Source organism: Petropleomorpha daqingensis, from assembly GCF_013408985.1.
GTDB classification, from domain to species: domain Bacteria; phylum Actinomycetota; class Actinomycetes; order Mycobacteriales; family Geodermatophilaceae; genus Petropleomorpha; species Petropleomorpha daqingensis.
The window spans coordinates 2444671-2471185 of record NZ_JACBZT010000001.1 but is presented as its reverse complement, the minus strand read 5'-3'; the positions used below and the strand labels follow the sequence as shown (position 1 = coordinate 2471185).

General features: G+C 74.0%; 24 protein-coding genes and 1 riboswitch. Of the genes, 12 read left to right on the top strand and 12 right to left on the bottom strand.

The annotated features are described in order from the left end of the window. The first annotated feature begins 35 nt into the window (after window positions 1-35). Window positions 36-1721: a DNA repair helicase XPB gene (locus GGQ55_RS12205; RefSeq protein ID WP_179717037.1), complete on the top strand. Its 1686-nt coding sequence runs from the start codon at window positions 36-38 to the stop codon at window positions 1719-1721. A 3-nt stretch (window positions 1722-1724) separates the two neighbouring features. On the opposite strand, the gene GGQ55_RS12200 is transcribed toward GGQ55_RS12205, so the two are convergent. Together GGQ55_RS12200 and GGQ55_RS12195 are read right to left on the bottom strand one after the other, a co-directional pair. After that, complete coding sequence (locus GGQ55_RS12200; RefSeq protein ID WP_179717035.1) at window positions 1725-2534, bottom strand: alpha/beta hydrolase; 810 nt, start codon at window positions 2532-2534, stop codon at window positions 1725-1727. Between the two features lie 17 nt (window positions 2535-2551). Next, window positions 2552-3751 (bottom strand): aminotransferase-like domain-containing protein, encoded by a 1200-nt coding sequence (locus tag GGQ55_RS12195; RefSeq protein WP_218859259.1) that lies wholly within the window; start codon window positions 3749-3751, stop codon window positions 2552-2554. Between the two features lie 338 nt (window positions 3752-4089). Between GGQ55_RS12195 and GGQ55_RS12190 the strand changes: the two genes are divergently transcribed. Together GGQ55_RS12190 and GGQ55_RS12185 are read left to right on the top strand one after the other, a co-directional pair. Continuing rightward, on the top strand, window positions 4090-5877 hold the full coding sequence (locus GGQ55_RS12190) for a DEAD/DEAH box helicase (protein ID WP_179717033.1): 1788 nt from the start codon (window positions 4090-4092) through the stop codon (window positions 5875-5877). A gap of 53 nt (window positions 5878-5930) precedes the next feature. Continuing rightward, a complete protein-coding gene (locus GGQ55_RS12185; protein WP_366489159.1) occupies window positions 5931-7343 on the top strand; it encodes a glucose-6-phosphate dehydrogenase in 1413 nt (470 codons plus the stop codon). A gap of 6 nt (window positions 7344-7349) precedes the next feature. Here the strand turns inward: GGQ55_RS12185 and GGQ55_RS12180 are convergent, their stop codons facing one another. Further along, the gene (locus GGQ55_RS12180) at window positions 7350-10340 is read right to left on the bottom strand and encodes a helix-turn-helix transcriptional regulator (RefSeq protein ID WP_366489157.1); all 2991 of its coding nucleotides are present in this window, start codon (window positions 10338-10340) and stop codon (window positions 7350-7352) included. Between the two features lie 59 nt (window positions 10341-10399). Continuing rightward, on the bottom strand, window positions 10400-10525 hold the full coding sequence (locus tag GGQ55_RS27765; RefSeq protein WP_281371301.1) for a hypothetical protein: 126 nt from the start codon (window positions 10523-10525) through the stop codon (window positions 10400-10402). Window positions 10526-10746: 221 nt separating this feature from the next. Here GGQ55_RS27765 and GGQ55_RS12175 point away from each other — a divergent pair, with 221 nt between their 5' ends. Beyond that, a complete protein-coding gene (locus GGQ55_RS12175) occupies window positions 10747-10995 on the top strand; it encodes a DUF6458 family protein (RefSeq protein ID WP_179717031.1) in 249 nt (82 codons plus the stop codon). Between the two features lie 229 nt (window positions 10996-11224). Here GGQ55_RS12175 and GGQ55_RS12170 read toward each other — a convergent pair whose 3' ends face one another. Beyond that, the gene (locus GGQ55_RS12170; protein WP_179717030.1) at window positions 11225-12067 is read right to left on the bottom strand and encodes an LURP-one-related family protein; all 843 of its coding nucleotides are present in this window, start codon (window positions 12065-12067) and stop codon (window positions 11225-11227) included. A 72-nt stretch (window positions 12068-12139) separates the two neighbouring features. On the opposite strand from GGQ55_RS12170, the gene GGQ55_RS12165 reads away from it, so the two are divergent. Both GGQ55_RS12165 and GGQ55_RS12160 read left to right on the top strand, forming a co-directional pair. Further along, window positions 12140-13405, top strand: a complete 1266-nt coding sequence (locus tag GGQ55_RS12165) for an ArgE/DapE family deacylase (RefSeq protein WP_179717028.1) — start codon at window positions 12140-12142, stop codon at window positions 13403-13405. After that, window positions 13402-14064 carry an HD domain-containing protein gene (locus tag GGQ55_RS12160; protein ID WP_179717027.1) on the top strand — a complete coding sequence of 221 codons (663 nt, stop codon included), beginning with the start codon at window positions 13402-13404 and terminating at the stop codon, window positions 14062-14064. The genes GGQ55_RS12165 and GGQ55_RS12160 overlap by 4 nt, the downstream gene beginning before the upstream one ends. Here the strand turns inward: GGQ55_RS12160 and GGQ55_RS12155 are convergent. Then, entirely contained in the window at window positions 14003-14281 is a 279-nt protein-coding gene (locus GGQ55_RS12155; RefSeq protein WP_179717025.1) for a DUF4031 domain-containing protein, read from the bottom strand. The genes GGQ55_RS12160 and GGQ55_RS12155 overlap by 62 nt on opposite strands. Window positions 14282-14298: 17 nt before the next feature. Between GGQ55_RS12155 and GGQ55_RS28380 the strand changes: the two genes are divergently transcribed. The 4 genes from GGQ55_RS28380 (at window position 14299) to GGQ55_RS12135 (ending at window position 16710) form a co-directional block, all read left to right on the top strand. Next, window positions 14299-14655 (top strand): bleomycin resistance protein, encoded by a 357-nt coding sequence (locus GGQ55_RS28380; RefSeq protein WP_246323803.1) that lies wholly within the window; start codon window positions 14299-14301, stop codon window positions 14653-14655. Beyond that, the gene (locus GGQ55_RS12145; RefSeq protein WP_179717021.1) at window positions 14652-15668 is read left to right on the top strand and encodes a Gfo/Idh/MocA family protein; all 1017 of its coding nucleotides are present in this window, start codon (window positions 14652-14654) and stop codon (window positions 15666-15668) included. Before GGQ55_RS28380 ends, GGQ55_RS12145 begins: the two co-directional genes overlap by 4 nt. Before the next feature lie 16 nt (window positions 15669-15684). Next, window positions 15685-16053, top strand: coding sequence for a nuclear transport factor 2 family protein (locus tag GGQ55_RS12140; protein ID WP_179717020.1), 369 nt, complete (start codon window positions 15685-15687; stop codon window positions 16051-16053). 66 nt (window positions 16054-16119) lie between these two features. Then, window positions 16120-16710 carry a hypothetical protein gene (locus tag GGQ55_RS12135; RefSeq protein WP_179717018.1) on the top strand — a complete coding sequence of 197 codons (591 nt, stop codon included), beginning with the start codon at window positions 16120-16122 and terminating at the stop codon, window positions 16708-16710. 6 nt (window positions 16711-16716) lie between these two features. Here GGQ55_RS12135 and GGQ55_RS12130 read toward each other — a convergent pair whose 3' ends face one another. Beyond that, complete coding sequence (locus GGQ55_RS12130) at window positions 16717-17502, bottom strand: DUF72 domain-containing protein (protein ID WP_179717016.1); 786 nt, start codon at window positions 17500-17502, stop codon at window positions 16717-16719. 26 nt (window positions 17503-17528) lie between these two features. Between GGQ55_RS12130 and GGQ55_RS12125 the strand changes: the two genes are divergently transcribed. Then, window positions 17529-17879, top strand: coding sequence for a VOC family protein (locus tag GGQ55_RS12125; RefSeq protein WP_179717014.1), 351 nt, complete (start codon window positions 17529-17531; stop codon window positions 17877-17879). Window positions 17880-18021: 142 nt separating this feature from the next. Here the strand turns inward: GGQ55_RS12125 and groL are convergent, their stop codons facing one another. The 3 genes from groL to thrC all read right to left on the bottom strand — a co-directional run bounded on the left by groL (window position 18022) and on the right by thrC (window position 21730). After that, a complete protein-coding gene (gene groL, locus GGQ55_RS12120) occupies window positions 18022-19650 on the bottom strand; it encodes a chaperonin GroEL (RefSeq protein WP_179722645.1) in 1629 nt (542 codons plus the stop codon). Window positions 19651-20040: 390 nt separating this feature from the next. Continuing rightward, entirely contained in the window at window positions 20041-20241 is a 201-nt protein-coding gene (locus GGQ55_RS12115) for a cold-shock protein (protein ID WP_091218572.1), read from the bottom strand. A 217-nt stretch (window positions 20242-20458) separates the two neighbouring features. After that, the gene (gene thrC / locus GGQ55_RS12110) at window positions 20459-21730 is read right to left on the bottom strand and encodes a threonine synthase (protein ID WP_179717012.1); all 1272 of its coding nucleotides are present in this window, start codon (window positions 21728-21730) and stop codon (window positions 20459-20461) included. A 12-nt stretch (window positions 21731-21742) separates the two neighbouring features. Then, a riboswitch (SAM riboswitch) is annotated at window positions 21743-21868 on the bottom strand. A 74-nt stretch (window positions 21869-21942) separates the two neighbouring features. Here thrC and GGQ55_RS12105 point away from each other — a divergent pair. Next, window positions 21943-22782 (top strand): hypothetical protein, encoded by an 840-nt coding sequence (locus GGQ55_RS12105; protein ID WP_179717010.1) that lies wholly within the window; start codon window positions 21943-21945, stop codon window positions 22780-22782. A gap of 9 nt (window positions 22783-22791) precedes the next feature. On the opposite strand, the gene GGQ55_RS12100 is transcribed toward GGQ55_RS12105, so the two are convergent. Together GGQ55_RS12100 and GGQ55_RS12095 are read right to left on the bottom strand one after the other, a co-directional pair. Further along, window positions 22792-23664 carry an ABC transporter permease gene (locus tag GGQ55_RS12100; RefSeq protein ID WP_179717008.1) on the bottom strand — a complete coding sequence of 291 codons (873 nt, stop codon included), beginning with the start codon at window positions 23662-23664 and terminating at the stop codon, window positions 22792-22794. Further along, window positions 23661-26489 carry an alpha/beta fold hydrolase gene (locus GGQ55_RS12095; RefSeq protein WP_366489150.1) on the bottom strand — a complete coding sequence of 943 codons (2829 nt, stop codon included), beginning with the start codon at window positions 26487-26489 and terminating at the stop codon, window positions 23661-23663. Before GGQ55_RS12095 ends, GGQ55_RS12100 begins: the two co-directional genes overlap by 4 nt. Window positions 26490-26515 lie beyond the last annotated feature (26 nt).

Here is a 26515-nt window from a genome sequence, read left to right as displayed (position 1 = left end):
GTGCGCCTCCCCCGCCCTGCAGAGAAGGTTTCCGCGTGACCGACGGTCCCCTCATCGTCCAGTCGGACAAGACCCTGCTGCTCGAGGTCGACCACCCGCTGGCCCGCGAGTGCCGCGCGGCGATCGCGCCGTTCGCCGAGCTGGAGCGCTCCCCCGAGCACGTGCACACCTACCGGGTGACGCCGCTCGCGCTGTGGAACGCGCGGGCCGCCGGGCACGACGCCGAGCAGGTCGTCGACGCCCTGGTGCGCTACTCGCGCTACCCGGTGCCGCACGCGCTGCTGGTCGACGTCGCCGACACGATGGACCGCTTCGGGCGGCTGTCGCTGGTCAACAACCCGGTGCACGGGCTGGTCCTCACCACCTCCGACCGCGCGGTGCTCGAGGAGGTCATCCGCTCCAAGCGGGTCGCCCCGATGCTCGGCGTCCGCATCGACGACGACACCGTCGTCGTCCACCCGTCCGAGCGCGGGCGGCTGAAGCAGGCGCTGCTCAAGATCGGCTGGCCGGCCGAGGACCTCGCCGGCTACGTCGACGGGCAGGCGCACCCGATCGAGCTGGACCAGAGCGGCTGGCACCTGCGCGACTACCAGAAAGAGGCCGTGGAGGGCTTCTGGGCCGGCGGGTCGGGGGTCGTCGTCCTGCCCTGCGGTGCGGGCAAGACGCTGGTCGGCGCCGCGGCGATGGCCGAGGCCAAGGCGACCACGCTGATCCTGGTGACCAACACCGTCGCCGGGCGGCAGTGGAAGCGGGAGCTGATCGCGCGGACGTCGCTGACCGAGGAGGAGATCGGCGAGTACTCCGGCGAGCGCAAGGAGATCCGGCCGGTCACCATCGCGACCTACCAGGTGATGACCACCCGCCGGAAGGGCGAGTACCGGCACCTGGACCTGTTCGACGCGCAGGACTGGGGCCTGATCGTCTACGACGAGGTGCACCTGCTGCCGGCCCCGATCTTCCGGCTGACCGCCGACCTGCAGTCGCGCCGCCGGCTGGGCCTGACCGCCACCCTGGTGCGCGAGGACGGCCGGGAGGACGACGTCTTCTCCCTCATCGGGCCGAAGCGGTACGACGCCCCGTGGAAGGACATCGAGTCGCAGGGCTACATCGCCCCGGCCGAGTGCATCGAGGTCCGGGTCGCCCTGGACGACGACGAGCGGATGACCTACGCCGTCGCCGAGCCGGAGGAGCGCTACCGGATCGCGGCGACCGCGACCTCGAAGATGCCGGTGATCCGCCGGATCCTGGAGCGCCACCCGCACGAGCAGAAGCTGGTGATCGGCGCCTACCTCGACCAGCTCGAGGAGCTCGGCACCGCGCTCGACGCCCCGGTGATCCAGGGCTCGACCACCAACCGGGAACGGGAGAAGCTGTTCGACCAGTTCCGCTCCGGTGAGCTGCGCACCCTCGTGGTGTCCAAGGTGGCCAACTTCTCGATCGACCTGCCCGAGGCCGCGGTCGCGGTGCAGGTGTCGGGCACGTTCGGCTCGCGGCAGGAGGAGGCGCAGCGGCTCGGCCGGGTGCTGCGGCCCAAGGCCGACGGCCGGCAGGCGCACTTCTACACCGTGGTCAGCCGCGACACCCTCGACAGCGAGTACGCCGCCCACCGGCAGCGCTTCCTCGCCGAGCAGGGCTACGCGTACACGATCGTGGACGCCGCCGACCTGGCCGGCCTCGGCGAGGTCGGCGGTCCGGACTGGACGGACGAGCCGGCCGACTGAGGCTCACGCACCGAGCTCGTCGGAGTAGAACCGCAGGTAGTCCGGCAGGTGGCCGCGCCAGTAGGCCGGCTCGTGCGCTCCCTCGGCCGGGTTCCAGCGCACGTCGGCGCCTTCCCGGCGCAGTGCGTGGGCGAACGCCTCGTCGCTGTCGAAGAGGCCGTCGCCGCGGCCGACGTCGAGGTAGACCGAGGTGCCGGCGGCGGCCAGCCGCTGCGCCGTCCTGTCGGGCAGGTTCGCGACGGTGGTGCTGTGGCCGCCGACCGCGACGGCGAGATCGGGGTGCGTCGCGGCGATCGCGAGCGCGTGCCGGCCGCCCAGCGAGATCCCCGCGACGGCGCGGCCGGCTCGCTCCGGGCGGGTGAGCCACGTCCGGTCGACGCTGGGGACCAGGTCGGACACGAAGAAGTCGTCGAAGTTCTCCGCCACGCTCCCGTCGCCGGCGAACTTCGGTCCCCCGTCGACCATGACCAGGATCATCGGCCGCACCGACCCGGCGGCGAGGGCGGTCTCCATGGCCTCGGCGACTCCGAGGTCGGGGTAGAAGTCGGCGTCGCCACCCCCGGCGTGCAGCAGGTAGACGACCGGATAGCGCCGCTGCGGGTCCTGCCCGTACCCCGGCGGCAGGTAGACCGCGTAGTCCCCGTAGCCACCGAAACCGTTCCCGACGGGTGGCACGTGCTCGACCCGCCCCTGCGACCCCAGGACGACGTGGGAGGTCGTCGCCGGGGACGGGTCCTGCGGGGTCCCGGCGCCACAGCCCCCGAGGAGGACGGCGACGGCCACTCCCCCGGCCACCGCGCGCCAGCGCTTCACGCAGAGAGCATGCTCGCTCAGCGGCGGAGGGCGCGGCCGAGGCGGGTGATGCCCTCGGTGATCACCTCAGGGGTGTTCGTGGTGAACGACAGCCGCAGCGTGGCGCGGTCCGGGGTGCCCGCGTAGAACGGCGCACCGGGCACGAAGGCGACGTCATGCTCCAGCGCCGTCCGCAGCAGCTCGGCGGTGTCGACCTCGCCGGGCAGCCGCGCCCAGACGAACATGCCGCCGTCCGGGTCGCTCCACGTGGACCCGGCCGGCAGCGCGGCGGGCAGCGCGCCCACCATCGCGTCGCGCCGCTCGCGGTAGGCGGCGCACAGCCGCCGGACGTGCGCGTCGAGGTCGACGGTCGCCAGCCACTCCGCCGCGGCCGCCTGGTCGATCGTCGAGGTGTGCAGATCGGCGGCCTGCTTGGCGACGCCCAGCGGTCCCCTCAGCGGTGCCGGCGCCCGCAGCCAGCCCAGCCGCAGTCCGGGCGAGGCGATCTTGGAGAAGCTGCCGAGGTGCAGCACGCGGTCCTCGGCCCCAGGAAAGCCCGCCAGGGGCGGCTCCGGCGTCCCGCGGTAGCGCAGCTCGCCGTACGGGTCGTCCTCGACCACCCACACGCCGTACCGCGCCGCGAGGGCGACGACGGCCGCGCGCCGCTCGGCGGGCAGCGTCCGGCCGGTCGGGTTGGCGAAGGTGGGGACCAGGTACAGCAACGCCGGCCGCTCGCGGGCGAACACGGCCTCCAGGGCCTCGGGATCCAGTCCGTCGTCGTCCGAGGCGACCGGGACGACGCGGGCCCCGGCCAGCGCGAAGCACTGCAGCGCCGCCAGGTAGGTGGGCTCCTCGACCGCGACGACGGCACCGGGGTCGAGCAGCGCCGTCGTCACCAGCGTGAGCGCCTGCTGCGAACCGGTGGTGACCAGCAGGTCGTCGGCCGCCGTCGGCAGGCCGCGGGCGGTCATCCGCGCCGCCACGAGCGCCCGCAGAGCGGGGTCGCCCTCCGTCGGCGCGTACTGGAGCGCCCGGCGGGCGCCCGGCGAGCCCAGGACCCGGTCGAACGCGGCCCGCAGGCCGTCGACGTCGAACAGCTCGGGAGCCGGCAGCCCGCCGGCGAAGGAGATCACCTCGGGGCGCTCGAGCAGCGCGAGCAGGTCGCGGACGGGCGAGCTGGCCACGCCCTGCAGCCGGCGGGCGAGCGCGGGTGCGGCGGGTTCGGCGAGGGACGTCACGGGAGGCTCCTGGGGTCTCGACGAGGAAGACGGCGCGACGTCTGCGGCGGGGTGTGCCGCGGGAGTCCGTGCCGGTGGGGCGCCTGGTCGAGGAGCCGTCGCAAGGGTACGTCGGGACCGCTGCGACGCCGAGCGAGTTCCCCGGGACGGATGGGACCGACGGGGGTGACGGGACGGTCCGGTCCGAGCGTGGCGCTCCCCACAGCCGCGGCTCGACTCCGGAGAAAAGTCCAGCTCAGCGGCCGGTTCGCGCGCCGCTATACGTCGCGGCGACACGAGAACGCAAGCCGGATCCGGTTGGGCGTGTCTCTCCGCTGCCCCGCAGAATGGCTCCCGAGATGGGGAGCGCAGCACGAGCGGAGGCCTTCGGCCCGCAGACCACGAGCCGACCGCTCCGGGCCTGGCAGCAGGCCGCGCTCGAGCAGTACGAGCAGTCCTCGCCGAAGGACTTCCTCGTCACCGCGACCCCCGGCGCCGGCAAGACGACCTTCGCCCTGACGCTGGCCGCGCGGCTGCTGCAGCGGCGCGAGGTCGCCCGGATCGTGGTGGTCTGCCCGACCGACCACCTGCGGCTGCAGTGGGCCGAGGCGGCCGACCGGGTGGGCATCGTCCTCGACCCCAACCTGACCAACGCGGTCGGCCCGGTCCGTGCCGGCACCCAGGGCTACGTGACCACGTACGCGCAGGTCGCGGGCAAGCCGATGCTGCACGCCGCCCGCGCCACCGCCGTGAAGACCCTCGTGATCCTCGACGAGGTGCACCACGCCGGCGACGGCCTCTCCTGGGGCGAGGCGGTCGAGGAGGCCTTCGGGTTCACCGCCCGGCGGCTGTGCCTGACCGGGACGCCGTTCCGCACCAAGCCCGACGAGCGCATCCCCTTCGTCCGCTACGAGGAGGACACGTTCGAGGGCGACGACGGCGAGGGCGGCGTCGGCCTGGTCAGCCGCGCCGACTACACCTACGGCTACAAGGAGGCCCTGGCCGACAACGTCGTCCGCCCGGTCGTCTTCGCCGCCTACACCGGGACGTCGCGCTGGCGGAACTCCGCCGGCGAGGTCGTGGCCGCGTCGCTGTCGGAGGCCGGCACCCGCTCGGTCGAGATGGCCGCCTGGCGCACCGCGCTGGACCCCAAGGGCCAGTGGGTGGCGCACGTGATCGCGGCGATGGACGACCGGATCACCCACCTGCGCGAGCACGGCGGCATGGCCGACGCCGCCGGGCTGATCCTCGCCAGCGACCAGGACGACGCCCGCGCGTACGCGAAGATCGTCCGCCGGGTGACCGGCAAGGCCCCGGAGCTGATCCTCTCCGACGACCCGAAGGCGTCGAAGAAGATCGAGCGCTTCGCCACCGGCTCGGCGCGCATCGCGGTCTGCGTGCGGATGATCTCCGAGGGCGTCGACGTCCCGCGGGCCGCCGTCCTGGCCTGGATGACCTCCTACCGCACCCCGCTGTTCTTCGCGCAGGCCGTCGGCCGTGTCGTCCGCGCCCGGGCCGCGCACGAGGCGGCCACGGTGTTCCTGCCCGCCGTCCGCCCGCTGCTGTCGCTGGCTGCCTCCATGGAGAAGGAGCGCAACCACGTCATGCCGCCGCCGCGGAGCCAGCCCGACGAGGAGCTGGAGGGGCTCGACCTGCCGCCGCGGGAGCCCACGGAGGGCGGCGCCAAGGAGTGGGAGGCCCTGGAGGCCGACGCCCGGTTCGCGCACGTGCTGCACGGCGGGACGGCGCACACCGGTGAGGGCAGCGGCCCGCTCGGGGCCGAGGAGGAGGAGTTCCTCGGCATCCCCGGCCTGCTCACCCCGGAGCAGACGGCGGAGCTGCTGGCCAAGCGGGACGACGAGCTGCGGTTGCGCGTCGAGGCCGCTCGCCGGATCGCCGACGACGACGAGCACTTCCTGCTCGTCGAGGACCACCCGGACGCCGACGACGCCGGCCGGTCGTGGCGCGACGCCGCCGAGCTGCGCCGCGAGATCAACCAGCTGGTCAGCCGCGTCTCGGCGAGGACGTCGACCCCGCACGCCGTGGTCCACACCCAGCTGCGCAAGTCGGTGCCCGGGCCGCCGTCGGCCTCGGCCTCGGTCGACGTGCTGCGCGCCCGCCGCGAGCGCCTGCGCACCATGCTCTGACCCGTACAGGGAACTCACCGGTTACGTGCGGGCTCGTGGGTTAGAACGGGGTCGTGACCTCCTCGGACCTGCCGCCCACGATCTTCGTGCTGTTCGGCGCCACCGGTGACCTCGCCCGGCGCATGGTGCTGCCGGCGTTCTACGACCTCGCCCGGCGCGATCTGCTGCCCAAGCAGTGGCGGCTCATCGGCAACGGCCGCGGGGACGTCTCGCACGAGGACTTCGCCGGCCGGGTGCACGACGCGCTCGAGGAGTTCGGACCGAAGCCGGACGACGGACCGTGGGACGACGTCCGCGGCAAGCTGCGGTTCGCCGGCGGCGGCTTCGCCGCCGACGACCCGGGCAGCCTGCTCGACGTGATCGCGGAGGCCAAGGGCGACCTCGGGGACGACGTGCAGTTCGTGCACTACCTCGCCGTCCCGCCCGAGGCGTTCGAGGGGCTGACCCGCGGGCTGCACGAGCACGGGCTGACCGACCGGGCGCGGGTGGTCTACGAGAAGCCGTACGGCACCTCGCCGGAGTCGTTCCGGGAGCTCGACGACCTGGTGCTGGGCGTGCTCGACGAGGAGCAGGTCTTCCGGATCGACCACTTCCTGGGCAAGGAGGGCACGCAGGACCTGCACGTGCTGCGGTTCGCCAACGGGCTGTTCGAGCACGTCTGGAACCGCGAGCACGTGCAGCAGGTGCAGATCGACGTCCCGGAGACGCTGGACGTCGCGCAGCGCGCGAGCTTCTACGACGCCACCGGCGCGACCCTGGACATGCTGGTGACCCACCTGTTCCAAGTGGCCGCGGAGGTGGCCATGGAGCCACCGGTCAGCCTCAGGCCGGAGGACCTGCAGGAGGCCCGCGAGGCGGTGCTGGCCGCGTTCCGCCCGCTGGCCAAGGAGGACGTCGTCCTCGGCCAGTTCGAGGGCTACACCGACATCGAGGGCATCGCCGACGACTCGCAGACCGACACCTTCGTCGCCGCCCGGCTCTGGGTGGACACCGATCGCTGGCACGGCGTCCCCTTCCTGCTGCGCACGGGCAAGCGCATGGCGGACTCGGCGCAGCGGGTGAGCCTGCTGCTGCGCAAGCCCGACGGGCCGGTGACGCAGCTGCCCGGCCACGGCAACGTGCTGAGCCTGTCGGTCGAGGGCCCGGGCGCGGTCGACGTGCGCATGGTGACCAAGGAGCCCGGCCCGGACCTCGCGCTGGCCGAGGCGACGTCGTCGCTGTCGCTGGGCGACGTGCCCGGCGGCGACCCGCTGCCGCCCTACGTCTCGCTCATCCACGACGTGGTGGTCGGCGACCGGTCGCTGTTCACCACCAGCGAGGGGCTGGCCGCGGCCTGGCGGGCGGTCGCCCCGCTGCTCGAGGACCGGCCCGCCGTGCAGCCCTACGCCCCTGGCTCGTGGGGTCCGGTCGCGGCCAACGAGCTCGCCGACCCCGGCGGTTGGCTGCTGGGCCAGACGGAGGACTGAACGCGTTCAGGACGTCGGCAGCAGGCCGCGCTGGGCGGCGATCGCCACGGCCTCCGTGCGGCCACCGGCCTCGAGCTTGGCCAGGATGTTGCTGACGTGCACGCTCGCGGTCTTCTCGCTGATGTAGAGCTCCGCGCCGATCTGCTTGTTGGTCCGGCCCTGCGCCAGCAGCGCGAGCACCTCGGCCTCCCGCGGGGTGAACACCGCGGCGGTCTCGACGATCCGGCCGGCGCCCTCGAGCTCGATGCGGCCGCGGCGGGCCAGCGCCTCGACCGCCTCGCGCAGCGGTCGCGCGCCCAGCTGCACCGCGACGGCGTGCGCCGCGCGCAGCTCCTCGGCCGCGGCCGCGCGCTCGTCGGCGGCCAGCAGCGCCTGGGCCAGCCGCCAGCGCGACCGGGCCTCCTCGTACACGTGCCCCAGCTCGGCGAAGGCGGCGGCGTCGGCGCGCCGGTGCTCGACGGTCGGCTCGGCGCGCAGCCGCGCCCACTCGGCGTCGAGCCGTCGCTGCCAGGCCCGGCCCTCGGCGCCGATCAGCCCCCCACCGGCGACGTAGGCCTCGACCGCCTCGGCGGCCAGCCGCACCAGCCGCTCGCCGTCGGCCACCCACCGGTCGGCGGTGGCCGTGTCGCGGAGCAACCGGGCGGCGTCGGCCGCGTCGGCCGCCGCGGACAGGGCCATCGCGACGAGCCGGACGGCGGCCATCCGGTCGACCTTCCAGATCTCGGCGACCTTGTGCACCGACTCCTCGGCGCGCCGGACCGCGGTCGCGGCGTCCCCGGCCCACCCGGCGAGGTCGATGTCGGCCGCCGCCGCGGTGATCATCAGCATGACCTGGGTGCCGAACCGCGAGGACAGCGAGCGCGCCCAGGCGACCCGGTCGGCCGCGGCGGGGTCGCCGCGACCGACCTGCACCAGGAGGCCTGCGGCCCGGACGTGAGCGGCCATCTCGGGCACGCGGGCCAGCTGGTCGGCGGCGGCCAGGCTGACGTCCCAGTCGCCGGTCATGTAGCCCGCGACGACCTGCAGGTGGCGCAGCTCGGCGGCGTAGAACGACCACTCGATGCCGATCGCGCAGGCCCGGTCGACGGCCGCGGTGCTCCGGGCGAGCGTGTCGGCCAGGTCGCCGGCCTCGTAGGCGACGATCGCCTGGTTGAACAGCACCCGCATCTCGACGTCGAGGTCGCCGGAGCGGCGGGCACGGGTCAGCGCCTCGGCGAGGCGCTTCTGCACCGCGTCGTAGTCGGCCTCCTCGTGCATCCGCGCCACCGACACGGCGGTGTCGGCCCACGCGCTGTCCAGGCCGAGCGCGTCGGCGGCCGTGAGCGCCTCCTCGGCGGCGGCGTCGGCGTCCTGCGCGCACTCCACGTAGTAGGCGGCGCGCGCGTGGGTGGCCGCCGCCCAGGTGCGCTCGGGGCTCGGCGGGTCGGCGGGGACGAGAGCCATCGCCGCGCTGGTCTCGCGGTGCGCGCCGACCAGGTCGTCGATCCAGATCAGCGCCTGGGCGAGCGTGTAGTGCACACGGGCGCGCAGCAACGGGTCGCCGTCCTGGCCGAGGGTGTCGCGCGCCGACCGCAGCAGCGCGATGCCGCGGTGCACGTCGCCGCCGGAGCGGGCCGCGCCCGCGGTCTCCACCAGCAGCTCGATCTGGCTGCGGCCGGCGCGCTCGGCGGCGTCGGGCACGGCCGGCCACAGGGCCAGCGCGGCCTCCAGCTGCTGCAGCTGCTCGGCGGGCGCGCCGGCCCGCTTCGCCTCGGCCGCGGCCTCCAGCGAGGCGCCCAGCGCGGCGGGCAGGTCGTTGCTCTCGCGGGCGTGGTGAGCGCGTTCTGCGGCGGTGCCGGCGGAGGGGTTCGCGGTCAGGTAGGCGGCGACGGCGGCGTGCAGCCGCACCCGCTCCCCCGGCAGCAGGTCGGCCAGCACGGCCTCGCGCAGCAGCGCGTGCCGGAAGCGGTAGCGCCCGTCGTCGGAGACCACGAGCAGGTGGTGGTGCACGGCCTCGGCGAGGGCGGCCTCCAGCTCACCGGTGCCCAGGCCGCTGACGGCGGCGACCAGCTCGTGCCGCACGCGCCGGCCGGCGACCGCGGCGACCCGCAGCACCTGCTGCGCGGCCTCCGAGAGCAGCTCCACCCGGGCCAGGAGGACGTCGGTGAGCGCCATCGGCAGGGTCTCGCCCTCCAGGCCGGCGGCGAGCAGCTCCTCGGCGTAGAAGGCGTTCCCCTCGGCGCGGGCGACGACGTCGTCGACGGAGCTGCGGTCGAGGCAGCCGGCCTGCTCGGCCAGCCGGCGCACGAGCTGCTCGACCGCGGCGTCGGGCAGGGGCGCCAGCTCCAGCCGCTCGACCGCCGGCAGCCGGACGAGCTCGGCCAGCAGCGGGCGCAGGGGGTGCCGCCGGTGCAGGTCGTCGGAGCGGTAGGAGGCGACGATGGTGACCCGCTCGTCGACCAGGCGGGCCAGCAGGTAGCGCAGCAGGTCGCGGCTGGACCGGTCGGCCCAGTGCAGGTCCTCGAGCATGATCAGCAGCGGCGCCGCCGCGGTCAGCTCACCGAGCAGCGCGGCCACGGACTCGAACAGCTGCAGCCGCCCGTCGTCGACCGCGGGGCGCAGGCTGCGGTGGGGCACGGCGCGGCCGAAGTCGCCGGCGTCAGGCCCCTCGGCGCCGGTGACCCCGGGACGCCCGGCCAGCAGGTCGGTCAGCGCGGGGAGGCCGGCCGCCGCCGGGGCCAGCTCGGGATCGGCGGCGACCGGCCGCAGCAGGTCGACGAAGGGCAGGTACGGCAGGCCGACGTCGCCGAGGTCGACGCAGTGGCCGACCAGGACGCGCACGCCCTCGGTGGTGGCGCGCTCGGCCAGCTCGTCGAGCAGCCGGGTCTTGCCGACCCCGGCGTCGCCGGCGAGCAGCACCGCCGACGGTCGGCCGTCGGCGGCACGCCGGACGTGCGCCATCAGGTGGTCGAGCTCCTCGGCTCGGCCCACCATCGGTCCGTCGTCCCATCGCGGCACGTCGAAGATCGTGGCACGACCCCCCGACAGGACGGGCGCGGCGACCACCGGAGTGGCGCTCAGAGCGAGTGCCGGCGGCGGGCGAACGACCAGCGGCGGCTGCGGGAGCGCTCGGCCGAGGTGCGCAGCTGCTCGCGACGGTAGGCGAGTTCCGCCTCGAGGGCCGGGTTGGTGTAGGTCGACATCGTCTTCTCCTTCTTCTTCTGCGTCAGTGAGGAGAAGGTTCGTGCTGAGGGGTGGGCCCCGGCATCGGTCGACCACGCAGTCCTGGGCCGATAGGGGCAGCTGAGGGGTCTAAGGGGACCTCAGGACACCCGTAAGGGGGAAACAGGCGTGCTCAGGGGCCGGATCGGGTATCCCAGCGCGCGCCCAACCCGCGGGGGACCCTTCGAGAAGAGGAGCGCAGATGCGTCTCGGAACCGGAATCGTGCTGATCGCTCTCGGGGCGATCCTCGCCTTCGCGGTGAACGTGCAACTCAGCGGCATCGATCTGCGGGTCGTCGGCTGGATCCTGATGGTGGTCGGGGCGATCGGCGTGATCGTGGAGCTCGCCGTCTGGGCGCCGCGTCGCCGGCGCATGGTGCAGACCGACGCGTACGGCAGGACGGCGGACGGCATGCCCGCCCGGCGGACCACCACCGACGAGACCTACTGATCGACGCGCGACGGCCCCCGTCCCGGCGAAGGGACGGGGGCCGTCGCGCGTTCGGGTCCGGACCGAGTGCTGGCCGCCTCGCGGCGAGATGCACAACGCGGCTCCAGGCCCCCGACCGAGGTCGGGGCGGTAGTCCGTGAAGGCGGTAACCAATTGGCACCCGGGGGCACAGATCACCCGGCCCGGACGTCTTCGACCATACCCGCGGAACTCGGAATGCAACGGCGGCCTAGTTGAAGCCGCGGTCGTCCTGCTTGAGCGCGGTGTCCACGGTCAGCGCCGCGGCGAGGACCATGCTGGCCAGCGGCTCGGGCAGCCGGAAGTGGATGTGGACGACGTAGTTGTCGGCCGTGGTGAACAGCGTCTTGGCCAGTCCTTCCCACGTCTTCGTGATCCTCGCGACCTCGGTGCCCGCGGCGTCGCTGATCGCGAAGTTCCAGGCGCGCCAGTTCTCCGCCTGGATGGCCCCGACCAGCTGACCGTTCGCCACCAGGTCGAAGCGGATCTTGCCGAACACGTTGGCCTGCACGATCTCGCCGATCGGGGCGCCGTCGCCACGGGTGACGACCACCCGTGACTTGACCAGCTTGGCCGGCCGGGTGAGCGCCAGCCGCACGCCGTGCGCGTCGCGGACCTCGAGCCGGTGGGTCAGGAACTGGTCGAAGTTCGACACGAACCGCAGCGCCTTCTTCGCCGCGTTCTGCCCGATCTCGACGACCGCGCCGATCTGCTGCCCCTGGCCGTCGTAGACCGCGTACTCGTTGGTCAGCTCGATCAGCTTCGTCCGCTGGCTGACCACGATGACCGACTGGTCGTACAGCGAGGCCCCGGGCGGTGCGGCGACCGCCTGCGGCGCCTGCTGCCCGTCGGACGGCGAGGGCGGGGGCGGCGGGGTGTGCTGCTGCGGCGGAGGAGGCGGCGGTGGGGTGTGCTGCTGCTGGACCGGCGGCGGGGGCGGGGGCGTCGGCGGGGCCTGGACGTGCTCGGTCCAGCCCTGCCCGTTCCACCACCGGGTTCCGCCGCTGCCGGCGGGGTCCGGGTACCAGCCAGGAGGAGGCGGCGGTTGCGTCACGCGCGCCAAGCTAACTCCCCCGGCCCGCTCCGGGACACGGCTCGCCGCACGACGGGTGCCAGACTCGCCTGCGTGGCGGACCTGACGACGGCGGAGCAGCGCGCCCTGGACGCGGTCGACGAGACCTGGCTGGTCGACCGGCTGCGCGGCCTGGTCTCCGTCCCCTCGGTCGGCGGGACCGCCGCCGAGAGCGAGGCGCAGCACCTCGTCGGCGACGAGCTGGCGGCGCTGGGCTGCGACGTCGACCGGTGGGCGATCGATCTCGCCGAGGCCGCGACGGCGCCCGACGCGCCGGGTCAGGAGGTCGAGCGCGCCGAGGCGTGGGGCGTCGTCGGCACGCTGCCCGGGGACGGCGTCCCGGCGCTGGTGTTCTGCGGGCACACCGACGTCGTCCCGGCCGGCGACCGCGCGCTGTGGCCGGCCGACCCCTTCACCCCCCGCGTCGAGGGCGGCGCGCTGCACGGCCGCGGGGCGTGCGACATGAAGGCCGGCCTGGTCGCCGCGCTGGGCGCGCTGGCCGCGCTGCGGACCGCCGGCGTGCGGTTGGCCCGCCCGGTCGCGGTGCACAGCGTGGTCGGCGAGGAGGACGGCGGACTCGGTGCCTGGGCGACGCTGCGGCGCGGGCACCGCGGGGAGGTCTGCGTGATCCCCGAGCCGACGGCGGGCGCCGCCGTCACCGCGAACGCCGGCGCGCTGACCTTCCGGCTGGAGGTCTCCGGGCACGCCGCGCACGCGGCCTACCGCGACGAGGGCGTGAGCGCGCTCGAGCTGTTCGAGGAGCTGCACGCCGACCTCCGGGACCTGGAGGCCGAGCGGCAGAAGGACGCCGACCCCCGCTTCGGGGAGAGCCGCTTCCCCTACGGCCTGTCCGTCGGCCGGCTGAGCACCGGCGACTGGGCCAGCTCCGTGCCCGACCGGCTGGTCGCCGAGGGCCGCTACGGCGTGATCGTGGGCGAGCCGGTCGAGGCCGCCCGGCGGGTGTTCGAGGAGCGGGTCGCCGCCTTCTGCGCGGCGCACCCCTGGCTCGCCGAGCACCCGGTGCGCGTCGCCTGGACCGGCGGGAGCTTCGCCAGCGGCCAGCTGCCGCCGGGGCATCCCCTGCTGGGCGCGACCCGGGTGGCCGTCGCCGACGCCGGCGGCGGTGAGCTCGAGGAGCGCGCCATCGCGGCGGGCAGCGACCTGCGGCAGTACGCGGCGGCCGGCATCCCGACGCTGCACTACGGCCCCGGAGACCTCCGGCTGGCGCACGGCCCGCGGGAGCAGGTGCCGATCGCCGACGTCGTCCTGGCCGCCCGCGCGTTCACCCTGCTCGCGATGCGGACGGCGGGCGTGCGGTGAGCGAGCTCGTGGGCTTCGAGTCGTGGGCCGCGCTGGCCGGCGACTCCCCCACCTCGCGCACCGAGTGGGCAGCCGTCGTCGAGGCGTGGAGCGAGCCGCACCGCCGCTATCACGACCTGGCGCACCTGGCCGCGGTGCTCGGCATCGTCGGCGAGCTGGCGTCGGCGGCGGCCGATCCGGACGCCGTCCGGCTGGCCGCCTGGTACCACGACGTCGTCTACGACCCGCAGCGCGCCGACAACGAGCTGGTCAGCGCCGCGCGGGCCCGGGCGGGGCTGCGCGGGCTGGTCGACGAGGCGCGGCTGGCCGAGGTGGAGCGGCTGGTGCTGCTCACCGCCGGGCACGACCCCGGTCCGGACGACGCCGACGGTGCGGTGCTCTGCGACGCCGACCTCGCCGTCCTGGCCAGCCCACCGGAGGCCTACGCGACGTACGCCTCGGCGATCCGCGAGGAGTACGGCCACCTCCCCGACGCGGTGTTCGCCGCCGGCCGGGCGGCGGTGCTCGAGCAGCTGCTCGCGCTGCCGGCGCTCTACCGGCTGCCCGCCCTCGCCGAGCAGTGGACCGAGCGCGCCCGGGCCAACCTGACCGCCGAGCTCATCCTGCTGAGGGCTCGTGCGGCTTCTTCCGCCGCAGACCGGCCGCCCGCAGGCGGCTGAGCAGCTCGCGCGCGCCGACCGGCTCGGCGCCGGACTCGACCGCCACGTCGTAGAGGTCCTCGGGGATGTCGTAGTGGTCCCCCTGGAAGGCCCGGCGCGGGATGCCCAGCTCCGCGGCCACGAACGCGTGCAGCTCGTCGTAGGACACGTCGCTGACCAGGTGCGACCACCTGCGCCCCCGCCAGTGCCACACGGGGCTGTCGATCAGCACGGCCACGGGTGCAGTCTGCCCTGGTGAGCGATGTGCGCGCCTCGCCGATCCTGCCCGTGTCCGACCTCGACCGGGCGCTGGAGCACTACGCGGCGCTCGGCTTCCTCACCAGCCGCTGGTCGGAGGACTACGGCTTCGCGGCCTGGCGGGGCCTGGAGCTGCACCTGTCGGTGCACGAAGGGCACGACCCCCTGCGCACGGCGTCGGCGGTGTTCCTGCACGTCCCCGACCCCGACGCGGTGCACGCGCAGTGGTCGGCCGCCGGGATCGGGCGCGACCTCGCGCCGGAGGACAAGCCGTGGCACGTGCGCGAGGGCGCGCACATCGACGACGACGGCAACCTGCTGCGTTACGGGGGCCCGATAGCGTCGCCGTCGTGAACGACGAGATCCGCTGGGGCGTGGTGGGACCGGGCCGCATCGCCGAGAACCTGGTCCGCGACTTCGCCGTCGTCGACGGCGCCCGCTGCGTCGCGGTCGCCTCGCGGGCGCAGTCGCGCGCCCAGGACTTCGCGGAACGGCACGGCATCGACCGGGCGTACGGCTCGTACGCGGCGCTGCTCGCCGATCCCGACGTCGACGCGCTCTACATCGCCACGCCGCACCCCCAGCACCACGCGATCGCGCTGGGGGCGATCGAGGCCGGCAAGGCGCTGCTGGTGGAGAAGGCGTTCACCGCCACGCTCGCCGGCGCCCAAGAGGTCGTCGACGCCGCCCGCGCGGCCGGGGTCTTCGTCATGGAGGCGATGTGGACCCGGTTCCAGCCGGCCGTCGTGCGCCTGCGGGAGCTGGTCGCCGACGGCGCGATCGGCGAGGTCCGCTCGGTTCAGGCAGACCTCGGGGTGCTGAAGAGCTACGAGCCGACCGACCGGCTGTTCGACCTGGCGCTCGGCGGCGGCGCGCTGCTCGACCTGGGCGTCTACGTCGTCAGCTTCGCCCAGATGCTCATGGGCAGCCCCGACACGGTCACCGCGGCCGGGTCGCTGTTCGACTCGGGCGCCGACGCCGAGGCCGCGCTGCTGCTCGCCTGGGACGACGGCCGCACCGCCACCCTGACGACGTCGCTGCGCTGCGGGCTGCCCGGCCAGGCCCGGGTGTTCGGGACGGCGGGCTGGATCGACGTCCTCCCCCGCTTCCACCACCCGGACACGATCGTGCTGCACCGCAACGGGTCCGAACCGGAGACGATCGCCCGGCCCCACCTCGGCGGCGGCTACGCGCACGAGCTGATCGAGGTCGACGACTGCCTGCGCGCGGGCGCGACCGAGAGCGGGACGATGCCGCTGTCGGACACCCTCGCCGTCCAGGCCGTGCTGCAGCAGGCGGCCGAGCAGCTGGGCGTGCGGCACGCCGAGGATCCCGACGCGCTGCCCCGTTCCCGCGAGTCCGCCTGAGGAGAAGACTCCGCGCATGGCGGACGAGGCGGCCCTCCGGGACCTGGTGGAGGCGTTCAACGCGCACGATCTCGACCGGATCATGGAGTTCTTCACCGACGACTGCGTGCTCGACACCCCCCGGGGCAGCGACCCCGGTGGCACCCGCTACAGCGGGGCGGCGGCCGTGCGGGAGGGGCTCGCCGCGCGGTTCACGGGGATCCCCGACGTCCACTACGGCGAGGACGAGCACTGGATCTGCGGCGACCACGCGGTGTCGCGCTGGCTGCTGACCGGGACGACGACCGGCGGGGACAAGGTGCGGGTGCGCGGCTGCGACCTGTTCGACCTGGCGGCCGACGGCCGGATCCGCCGCAAGGACTCCTACTGGAAGATCACCGGTTAGAGGGACCGACCGGGACCAAGGTCCATCAAGGTTCAAGTTTTCGTCGGTGTGGCCGATGTCTCAGTCATGCTGCATGCCATCGCCGCCGTCGCCGCCAAGATCGCGTCGGCCTCCACCGTCGCCCAGGTCGCCGCGGGGGTCGGGGTCACCGTCGCCGGGGTCACCGGCGCCGCCGCCGCCGGGGTGCTGCCCGGACCGGTCCAGGACGGCGTCGCGAGCACCATCGAGGCGGTCACGCCGTTCGACGTCCCGCACTCGGCCGACGACCGGGTCACGGGCGTCGACGATCCCGCCAGGTCCACCGTCCCGACCCCCGAGCCGGCGCACGACTCTCCCGGCGCCTCGCCGACCGACATCCCGGTCGTGCCACCGGCGGCCACGCCGTCGACCACCCACGAGGTCGAGGCCGAGCACGAGGCCGGGGACGACGACGGCGTCCACCAGCACCGCGGCGGTCGCACCCCCATGGTGGCCCCGGCACCCGCACCGGCTCCGGTCGTCGTCGACGACGACGGTCCCGAGGTCGAGGACAACCACGGCGGGGACGACGACTCCGGCTCGCACAGCGGGTCTTCGGGCGACGACTCCTCGGGCGGGGACTCCTCCGGCCACGGCGGCGACGACGGTTCGTCCCGCCACGGCGGCGACGACGGCTGACCTGTCTCAGGCCGCCGTCCAGGCCAGGCCGGTCGCCTGCTCGGGCGTGGGGACGCGGGTCGTCGTCCGCCCGGTGTCCCGCACGGCCTGCGCGAAGACGACGGCGTCGATCACCGCCGCGCAGCCGGGGTCGTTGTTGAAGTAGACGTAGGCGTCCTCGTCGTCGGTCCACGTGGCGGCGAGGCGCTCGGCCCACAGGCGCAGGGTCTCGGGGCGGTAGCCCCACCCCTCGGCGCCGTGGTGCAGCCGCAGGTAGGTCCAGTCCGCGGTGCGCCAGAGCGGGGCGATCGGCTGCTCGTCCCGGTCGGCCCAGCACAGCGCCGCGCCGTAGCGCTCGAGCAGGGCGCGGATCTCGTCGGTCCACCACGAGTCGTGCCGCGGCTCGACCGCGACCCGGACGGTGGACGGGAAGCGGGACAGGCACTCGCGCAGCAGGTCGGCGTCGGCCCGCAGCGTCGGCGGCAGCTGCAGCAGGATCACGTCGAGCTTCGGGCCGAGCCCGGCCGCCCGCTCCATCAGCCGGCCCACCGGCTCCTCCGGTTCGCGCAGCCGCTTGATGTGGGTCAGGTAGCGGCTGGCCTTCACCGCCCAGCGGACGTCGGGCGGCGTGCGCTCGCGCCACTTCTCGAAAGTGGCGAGCTCGGGCAGCCGGTAGAAGGCGTTGTTGCTCTCGACGGTGGCGAAGTGCTCGACGTAGTGCTCCAGCCACAGCCGCTGGGCGAGCTTCTGCGGGTAGAAGCGGCCGCGCCAGTCGCGGTACTGCCACCCCGACGTCCCGATGATCACCGTCACGGACGCACCGCCTACCCTCCGCGGACGTGACTGACGCACCGGCCCGCTTCAAGGACCTGTGTCTCGACGCCCGGGACCACCAGGCGCTGGCCGACTGGTGGTGCGCGGCGCTGGGCTACGTGCGCCGGGATGCCGACCGGCCGTCGTCCGACCCGATCGCGATCGTCGACCCGACCGGCGCCGGCCCGGCCATGTGGTTCAACCAGGTGCCCGAACCGAAGACGGTCAAGAACCGGCTGCACTTCGACGTCGACGGCGACCGCGACGCCCTGCTGGCCGCCGGTGCCACCCTGCTGCGCGCCCAGGACGACGAGATCCGCTGGGACGTGCTCGCCGATCCCGAGGGCAACGAGTTCTGCTGCTTCGCGCCGTCCTGACCCCGGAACGCCGACAGGGGCGGCCCGCCGAAGCGGACCGCCCCTGCCGGGCAGTGCTGTGGTGCAGGTGACGTTCTGGACGGCCCCCTCGCAGGGACCCGGGACGCGCGAAGCGTGTTCCGGGGAGCGAGGGGGTCCTTTCTCAGAAGTCCATGCCGCCCATGCCACCGTCGCCACCGGGCATGGCCGGGGCGGCCTTCTCCGGCTTGTCGGCGACGACCGCCTCGGTGGTGAGGAACAGACCCGCGATGGAAGCGGCGTTCTGCAGCGCCGACCGGGTCACCTTGGCCGGGTCGATGATGCCGCTGCTGACCATGTCCACGTACTCACCGTTGGCGGCGTTGAGGCCCCAGCCGGTCTCCGAGTTGCGGACCTTCTCCACCACGACGCCGCCCTCGAGGCCGGCGTTGACGGCGATCTGCTTCAGCGGGGCCTCGAGCGCGACGCGCACGATGTTGGCACCGGTCGCCTCGTCGCCGGCCAGCTCGAGCTTGTCGAACGCGACGGCCGTGGCCTGCGCGAGAGCGACGCCACCACCGGCGACGATGCCCTCCTCGACGGCGGCCTTGGCGTTGCGCACCGCGTCCTCGATGCGGTGCTTGCGCTCCTTGAGCTCGACCTCGGTGGCCGCGCCGGCCTTGATGACGGCGACGCCGCCGGCCAGCTTGGCGAGGCGCTCCTGGAGCTTCTCGCGGTCGTAGTCGGAGTCCGACTTCTCGATCTCGGCGCGGATCTGGTTGACGCGACCCTGGATCTGGTCGGCGTCACCCGCACCCTCGATGATCGTCGTCTCGTCCTTGGTGGTGACGAACTTGCGCGCGCGGCCCAGCAGCGACAGGTCGGCGTTCTCGAGCTTGAGACCGACCTCCTCGCTGACGACCTGGCCACCGGTCAGGATCGCGATGTCCTGCAGCATGGCCTTGCGGCGGTCGCCGAAGCCCGGGGCCTTGACGGCGACGGACTTGAACGTGCCGCGGATCTTGTTCACGACCAGGGTCGCGAGGGCCTCGCCCTCGACGTCCTCGGCGATGATGGCCAGCGGCTTGCCCGACTGCATGACCTTCTCCAGCAGCGGGAGCAGGTCCTTGACCGAGCTGATCTTGCTGTTGACGACCAGGATGTACGGGTCGTCGAGCGTGGTCTCCATGCGCTCGGGGTCGGTGACGAAGTACGCCGACAGGTGCCCCTTGTCGAAGCGCATGCCCTCGGTGAGCTCGAGCTCGAGGCCGAAGGTGTTGCTCTCCTCGACGGTGATGACACCTTCCTTGCCGACCTTGTCCATCGCCTCGGCGATGAGCTCACCGATGGCGGTGTCGGCGGCGGAGATCGACGCGGTGGCGGCGATCTGCTCCTTGGTCTCGACGTCCTTGGCGGTCGAGAGGAGGTACTCGGTGACCGACTCGACGGCCTTCTCGATGCCCTTCTTCAGGGACATCGGGTTGGCGCCGGCGGCGACGTTGCGCAGACCCTCGCGCACGAGCGCCTGGGCGAGCACGGTGGCGGTGGTGGTGCCGTCACCCGCGACGTCGTCGGTCTTCTTGGCGACCTCCTTGACCAGCTCGGCGCCGATCTTCTCCCAGGGATCCTCGAGCTCGATCTCCTTGGCGATGCTCACACCATCGTTGGTGATGGTCGGCGCGCCCCACTTCTTCTCGAGGACGACGTTGCGGCCCTTCGGACCGAGGGTCACCTTGACGGCGTCGGCGAGGGTGTTCATGCCCCGCTCGAGGCCGCGGCGCGCCTCTTCCTCGAAGGCGATCATCTTGGCCATGTGGGTGGTGTCCTCCATGCATGGATCGCTGCACGGTCGGGCGGCGCCCGCGACGGACGACACCAGGCGTCGTGGGCGCTCCGTCGGCCCACGGACCGGTGCCTCACCGTTCCGACCATGATTGGCACTCGGGGACCCCGAGTGCCAGAAACGAGTTTGGCACTCGACCCTGCCGAGTGCAAGGAGAGGGTCCGCGAGACGCCCGTAAGAGGCGCTCCCGCGAGGGTCGGCTCGGCGAGCGGGGCCCGCAGGGTCCCCGAGTCGAGGCGTGGCCGGGCTCAGCGCGACCGGGGGACGGCACGTGGCCGCGGTGTCGGCCGGCAGCCCGACGGAACAGCGAGGCCCGGTTCCCCACGAAGGGGAACCGGGCCTCGGTGCAGAAGGAAGGACTCAGGCGACGCGGACGGCGTCGGCCTGCGGACCCTTCTCGCCCTGGACGACCTCGAAGGTGACCCGCTGGCCCTCGTCGAGGCTCTTGTAGCCGTCCATCTGGATGGCCGAGTAGTGGACGAAGACGTCCTGGCCGCCGTCGACGGCGATGAAGCCGAAGCCCTTCTCGGCGTTGAACCACTTCACGGTGCCCTGTGCCACGTGCGCTCCCACGTTTCGTGCGTGCGGACGGCCCCGCCTCTTGTGGAGGGACCGGGTTACTCGCTCTTCCGCCCGTCAGGACACGTGCGTGGAACTCGAACCGCGCGGAACGGTACAGCACACGAGGCGCCGGAGCAGCAATTCCACGCACGACTGATGCCCGGTTCAGGGGGATTTTCGCTCCCCCGGATGACCGGGCACCGCCAACCCTACGCCTTCAGCCGATGAGCCCCGCAGCCCGTACCGACTTCAGCGACGGCTCGACCCGGTGGGTGAAGCCCACGACGGGCTCGAGCGGGTCGAGGGTCTTGAGGCCCTCGCCGGTGTTGAGGACGACGGTCTCCTGGGTCGGGTCGAGCCGGCCGTCGGCGATCAACTGCCGCAGCACCGCGACCGTGACACCGCCCGCGGTCTCGGCGAACACGCCCGTCGTGCGGGCCAGATCGAGGATGCCCTGCACGATCTCGTCGTCCCCGACCCGGCCCACGGCACCGCCGGTGCGGCGGATCGCGTCGAGCGCGTAGGGCCCGTCGGCCGGGTTGCCGATGTTGAGCGACTTGGCGATCCCGAACGGCTTCACCGGCTTGACGACGTCCCAGCCGTTGTCGAAGGCGGTGGCGATCGGGTCGCACCCGGCCGACTGCGCGCCGAACACCGTCCAGGGGGTGTCGGCGACGATCCCGGCCGCGGTCAGCTCGCGCCAGGCCTTGTCCACCTTGGTCAGCAGCGAGCCCGACGCCATCGGGATCACCACCTGGGCCGGGATGCGCCAGCCGAGCTGCTCGGCGATCTCGTAGCCCATCGTCTTGGAGCCCTCGGCGTAGTAGGGCCGGACGTTCTGGTTGACGAAGGCGGTGTCCTCGAACTCGTCGGTCTCGGCGATCTCGCTGGTCAGCCGGTTGACGTCGTCGTAGGAGCCGTCGACGGCGACCAGGGTCTGCCCGTAGACCGCCGACTGCACGACCTTGCCCGGCTCGAGGTCGCTCGGGATGAACACGAACGACGGCAGGCCGGCGCGGGCGGCGTGCGCGGCCACCGAGTTGGCCAGGTTGCCGGTCGAGGCGCAGGCGATCTTCTGGTAGCCGAGCCCCTTCGCGGCGGTCGCGGCCAGGCTGACCACGCGGTCCTTGAACGAGTGCGTGGGGTTGGCCGAGTCGTCCTTGACCCACAGCCCGCCGGTGAGGCCCAGCTCCTCGGCCAGCCGGTCGGCGCGCACCAGCGGCGTCATCCCGGGGTTCAGCGAGACGCGCGACGCCGGGTCCTGGCCCACCGGCAGCAGCGGGGCGTAGCGCCAGATGTTCTGCGGGCCGGCCTCGATCTGCTCGCGGGTGACCGCCTTGAGCAGGTCGTAGTCGTAGTCGACCTCGAGCGGGCCGAAGCACTCCGCGCAGGCGTGCTCGGCGATGAGGCCGAAGGTGGCGCCGCAGTTGCGACAGACCAGGCCCTTCGCCGGGCTGGGGACGACCGTGGTGTTGGCGGTCAGGGTCATGCGACGACTACCTCCTCATCTTCCCCGCGTCGGGCCGTCGAGCCGCGCGGGACGGAATTGGCACCTCCCCGCTCGCAGGACGAGCGGCGGTTGCCGGGGCTTCGTCGGGCCGTGTCCCTCTGCCCCTCTGGATGAGTGGAACGCCGTCGACTCTACCGGCCACCCCCGACCGGGCTGTTGCCGCCTGGGGCGGGCTCACCCATCATCGGCCCGTGCGCGGTGGCACCGCAGTCCTGGCGGCGGCCGCCGTCGTCCTGGCCGGGTGCTCGGCGGCCCCGTCGACCCCGGCCGCGCCCGCCGCCTCCTCGACCGCCGCGGGCGACCGAAGCGTCACCGGGGCGCTGCTGCAGTACCGGCGCGACGAGCTGGCCCGCCGCCTGCAGGTCCGGCTCACCGCCCACGAGCCGGGCCTCGTCGTCGAGCAGCTGACCTTCGACACCTCCGGCTGGCCGGCCGCCGCGGCGACGCCGAACGAGGCGGCGCTGCCCGACGGGACGGCCCTCGACTTCCCCGTCGTCCTGGGCACCGCCGACTGCGACGGGCCGCCGGGCACCGCCGAGGCGGAGGTCGTCGTCCGCGACCCGACCGGGGGCACCCGGACCCTCGACGTACCCCTCGACGACGACGGGCTGGTGCGGCGGCTGCACGCCGAGGACTGCGCCGACGAGGCCCTGCGCGCCCAGGTCGCGATCGAGGTGGCCGGCGTCGCGCCGGTGGACGAGCACTCGGTGCAGGTCACCGTGCGCCTGCGCCGCCTGTCCGGCGACGACGCCGTCCGGGTGACCGGCACCCGGCCGAACACCGTCTACGACCTCAGCACCGACGGCAGGTTGCCGACGCTGCGGCACGGCGGCGGCGAGGTCTCCTTCGACGTCACGATGGTGGCGGCCCGGTGCGACGTGCACGCGCTCGGCGAGAGCTACCGGACCGGCATCATCGGCCTCGTCCTGGCCCTGGGGGACGGCGATCCGCGGCCGTACGACCTCGTCCCGGCACCGGACGTCCGCGCCCGGTTGGAGACGTTCGCCGTGACGTCCTGCCGGGGCGGCTGAGCGCCCCGGTCAGGACGTGACGTCGCGGCGGGCGAAGTGCCGGAAGCCGAGCACCGTGAAGACGGCGATGTAGACCGCCGACTGGATCACGCCCCGGAACAGGTCGTTCGAGTCCACCGGCGTCTGCAGCAGGTCGGTCCAGGCGAAGTCGAACGCCGTCGGGAAGTAGTCGCGGATCGAGCCGAGCTGGTCGACCTGGTCGAGCACCGCGAACACGATCGTGGTGAAGACCGCACCGCCGACCGCGGCCAGCGGCGCGTCGGTGATCGTCGACAACCAGAAGCCGAGCGCGCCGACGACCAGCAGGTGGACGACGAGGTAGCCGAGCATGCCGGCCAGCCGCAGCAGGCCGTCGCCCTGGGCGATGGTCACCCCGACCGGCGTCCGGATGTCGTCGAAGCCGAAGAAGATCCCGCCGGCGACCAGCGCGACGACGACCAGGGTGAGCAGCGAGCCCACCGCCAGCACCAGCGCCGCGTACCACTTCTGCCGGAGCAGCCGCATCCGCGGCACGGGCGTCGCGAGCGTGTAGCGCAGCGATCCCCACTGCGCCTCGCTGGCCACGGTGTCGCCGAAGAACAGCGCGAACACCACGACCAGGAAGAAGCCGGTGGTCGCGAACAGCACGAACAGCGTGAAGTTCAGCGCGCTGTCGGTGGCGACGTCGACCAGGTTGATCCGGCTGTTGGCCTGCGCGTTGTCGCTGCCGCCGAGCTGCAGCGCGCCGATGAGGATCAGCGGCAGGGCCACCATCCCGATCAGCACGCCCAGCGTGCGGCGCCGCTTGAACTGCCGGCGCAGCTCGACCGACAGCCGCAGCGTGCGCTCCGGCCGGTAGCCGGCGACGGCGCCGGTGGGCTGGACGTGCTCGACAGCGGTCACTGGACCGGCCCCTCTCCCACCAGCGCGAGGAACGCGTCCTCGAGCCGCCGCCGCGGCGTGAACTGCTCGACCGCGATCCCGGCCTCGACCAGCGCGTGCAGGGCGACCGCCCGGCCGGTGCCGCCGAGCTCGGCGACCAGGCCGTCGTCGGTCCGCTCGGCGGTCACGTCCGGCAGCCCGGTGAGGACGGCGATCGCCCGCTCGGACTCGGCGTCGTCCGCCAGCCCGACGAGGACCGCTCCCCCGGTGCCGACGATCTCCTCGACCGTGCCCTGGGCGATCTTCTGCCCCCGGGCCATGACCACCACGTGCGTGCAGGTCTGCTCGATCTCGGCCAGCAGGTGGCTGGAGACGATGACCGTTCGGCCGGTCTGCGCGTAGGAGCGCAGCACCTCGCGCATGGCGTGGATCTGCGGCGGGTCGAGGCCGTTGGTCGGCTCGTCGAGCACCAGCAGGTCGGGCAGGCCGAGCATCGCCTGGGCGATGGCGACCCGCTGGCGCATGCCCTGGCTGTAGCGGCGCACGGGCCGGTCGATGGCCTTGCCCAGCCCGGCGACCTCGATCGCCTCGTCCATGTGCGCGTCCTCGGCGGGACGGCCGGTCGCGGCCCAGTACAGCCGCAGGTTGTCGCGGCCGGACAGGTGCGGCTGCAGCCCGGTGCCCTCCACGAACGACCCGAGCCGGGAGAGCACGGGCGCGCCCGCGCCGGCCTCGTGGCCGAACACGGTGATCCGCCCGGCGGTCGGCGTGATCAGCCCCATGAGCATGCGCAGCGACGTCGTCTTTCCGGCGCCGTTGGGGCCGAGCAGCCCGAGCACCTGCCCGCGCCGCACCTCGAACGACAGGTCGCGGACGGCGACGAACTTGTCCTTGTAGGCCTTGGTGACGCCCTCGAAGCGCAGCGGCACGTCCTCGCCGTCCGGGTCGACGGCGGAGATCCGCCGCCGGCGGCGCCGTCCCCACAGCAGCGCGGCCCCGTACCCGAGCAGACCGAGGGCGACAGCGGCGGCGAGCAGCACCCACCAGCGACCCGAGCCGGCGGTGTCCTGGGTGGTGCCGGCGACGGTCGGCACGGACAGGTCGGCGCGCGCCAGGCCGACGCCGTAGATGGTCGCCTCGGCCGGCAGCGCGAACGCCTGGTCGGTGGTGGAGACGACGACCCGCATCGTGTGCCCGGCCTCGAAGCGGTGGTCGATGGCCGGCAGGGTCACCCGCACGGTCGTCGGCGCGGACGGGTCGTCGGAGACGTCGGTCAGCGCGAGCGGTGCGACCAGACCAGAGGGCAGGGTCGTCGAGCCGTCCGGACCGACGTCGTAGAGCTTGGCGAACAGCGTGGCCCGCCCGGTGGGCGAGGTGACGTCCAGGTCGACGGTGGGGGCGCCGACCACCTCTATCGCGGAGCGCAGCGGCGCGCTGCCGAAGGCGGCGAACTGACCGGGGATCTCCACCGACTGGCCGCTCAGCGCCGACCCGAGCGCGCCCAGGCCCGGCACCGTGGTGATCGCGGCCGGGGTGCCGCCGGCCGGCGTGACCACCGGCTGGGTCGGGCCGCTGACCCGCAGCGTGGTCCGCCGGGCCGGGGCGTCCCCGGTGAGACCGGGGTAGGCAGCGGCGACGACGGTCTGGCTGCCCCCCTGCACGAAGCCGCCTCCGGTGCCGCCGAGACCGGTCGGCGACGGGAACTCGAAGCCCGTGCCGGGGTCGGTGCCGCGGTCGGGGTCGTTCTTCGGGCGGAGGTACCAGTCGAACCAGGCGGCGACCTGGTCGCGCAGGTGCGCCGTGACCCGGTCGGAGGCGGCGGAGTCGTGGCCCCCGGCGTACCAGACGACCTTGACCGGTGTGCCGTTCGCGGCGATCCCGCGGGCGTTGGCGTCGGCCTGGCCGAGCCCGAACAGGGAGTCCTGGGTGCCCTGCACCAGCAGGGTCGGGGCCGCGATCCGGTCGAGCACGCCGGCCGGGCTGCTGCGATCGAGGACGGCGGCGATCTCCGGGGTGAGCGCGCCGCTGGCCGCGGCCTGCTGGTACGCCGCGCAGATGTCGGCACGGAACCGCCCGCACAGCAGCGCCTGCTGCGCCTGCGCCGGGTCGGTGCCGGCCGGGTCGAGCTGCGCGGGCGCGGCGCCGTCGCCGGCCAGCGCTCCGAGCAGGCCCGCGGAGCCCTCGCCGAAGAAGATGCCGGCCCACAGCCGCTTGTAGACGCCGGAGTCCTGGGTCTGCGGCGTTGCCGCGACCGTGCGCGCGCCGTCGACGGTGCCGGTCTGCGAGGGGAACAGCGCCGCGGTCAGCGAGTTCCAGGTGATCTGCGGCGCGATGGCGTCGATGCGGTCGTCGTAGGCGGCGCCGAGCAGCGACAGCGCCCCGCCGTAGGAGGCGCCGGCGACGCCGACCCGCGGATCGCCGGGGCCGTCCTGGAGCACGTCGGCCCGCTTCGCCAGCCGGTCGATCAGCGTGGAGAGGTCGGCGACCTCGAACCGCGGGTCGTCCAGCCCGATCTGCCCGGTGCTGCGCCCGAACCCCCTCGCCGAGTAGGTGAGGACGACGAAGCCCCGGTCGGCGAGGTCGCGGGCGTCGTCGGCCAACGACTCCTTGCTGCCGCCGAAGCCGTGCGCGAGGACGACGGCCGGGGCCGGGTGCTGCGCGGTCGCGCTCCCCGGGACGTAGAGCGTGGTGTCGAGCTGCACCGCGTCGGCGCCGGAACCGGAGGGGACGCCGGCGTCCTCGGTGCGGACGTCGGCCGCCGCAGCCGGAGCGGCGGGCAGCAGGACCAGCAGCGCGCCCGAGAGGACGACGGCGAGCAGGGCGCCCAGCGCCGACCGTGGGCGCACGGGCCCGCGGAGGGGACGCACGCTGC

Bases quoted from the DNA above. Each gene is read 5' to 3' on its own strand.
- GGQ55_RS12135 (WP_179717018.1), top strand. From the start codon at position 16,120: ATGCTGCATGCCATCGCCGCCGTCGCCGCCAAGATCGCGTCGGCCTCC.
- GGQ55_RS12175 (WP_179717031.1), top strand. From the start codon at position 10,747: ATGCGTCTCGGAACCGGAATCGTGCTGATCGCTCTCGGGGCGATCCTC.
- thrC (WP_179717012.1), bottom strand. From the start codon at position 21,730: ATGACCCTGACCGCCAACACCACGGTCGTCCCCAGCCCGGCGAAGGGC.
- GGQ55_RS12190 (WP_179717033.1), top strand. From the start codon at position 4,090: ATGGGGAGCGCAGCACGAGCGGAGGCCTTCGGCCCGCAGACCACGAGC.
- GGQ55_RS27765 (WP_281371301.1), bottom strand. From the start codon at position 10,525: ATGTCGACCTACACCAACCCGGCCCTCGAGGCGGAACTCGCCTACCGT.
- GGQ55_RS12140 (WP_179717020.1), top strand. From the start codon at position 15,685: ATGGCGGACGAGGCGGCCCTCCGGGACCTGGTGGAGGCGTTCAACGCG.
- groL (WP_179722645.1), bottom strand. From the start codon at position 19,650: ATGGCCAAGATGATCGCCTTCGAGGAAGAGGCGCGCCGCGGCCTCGAG.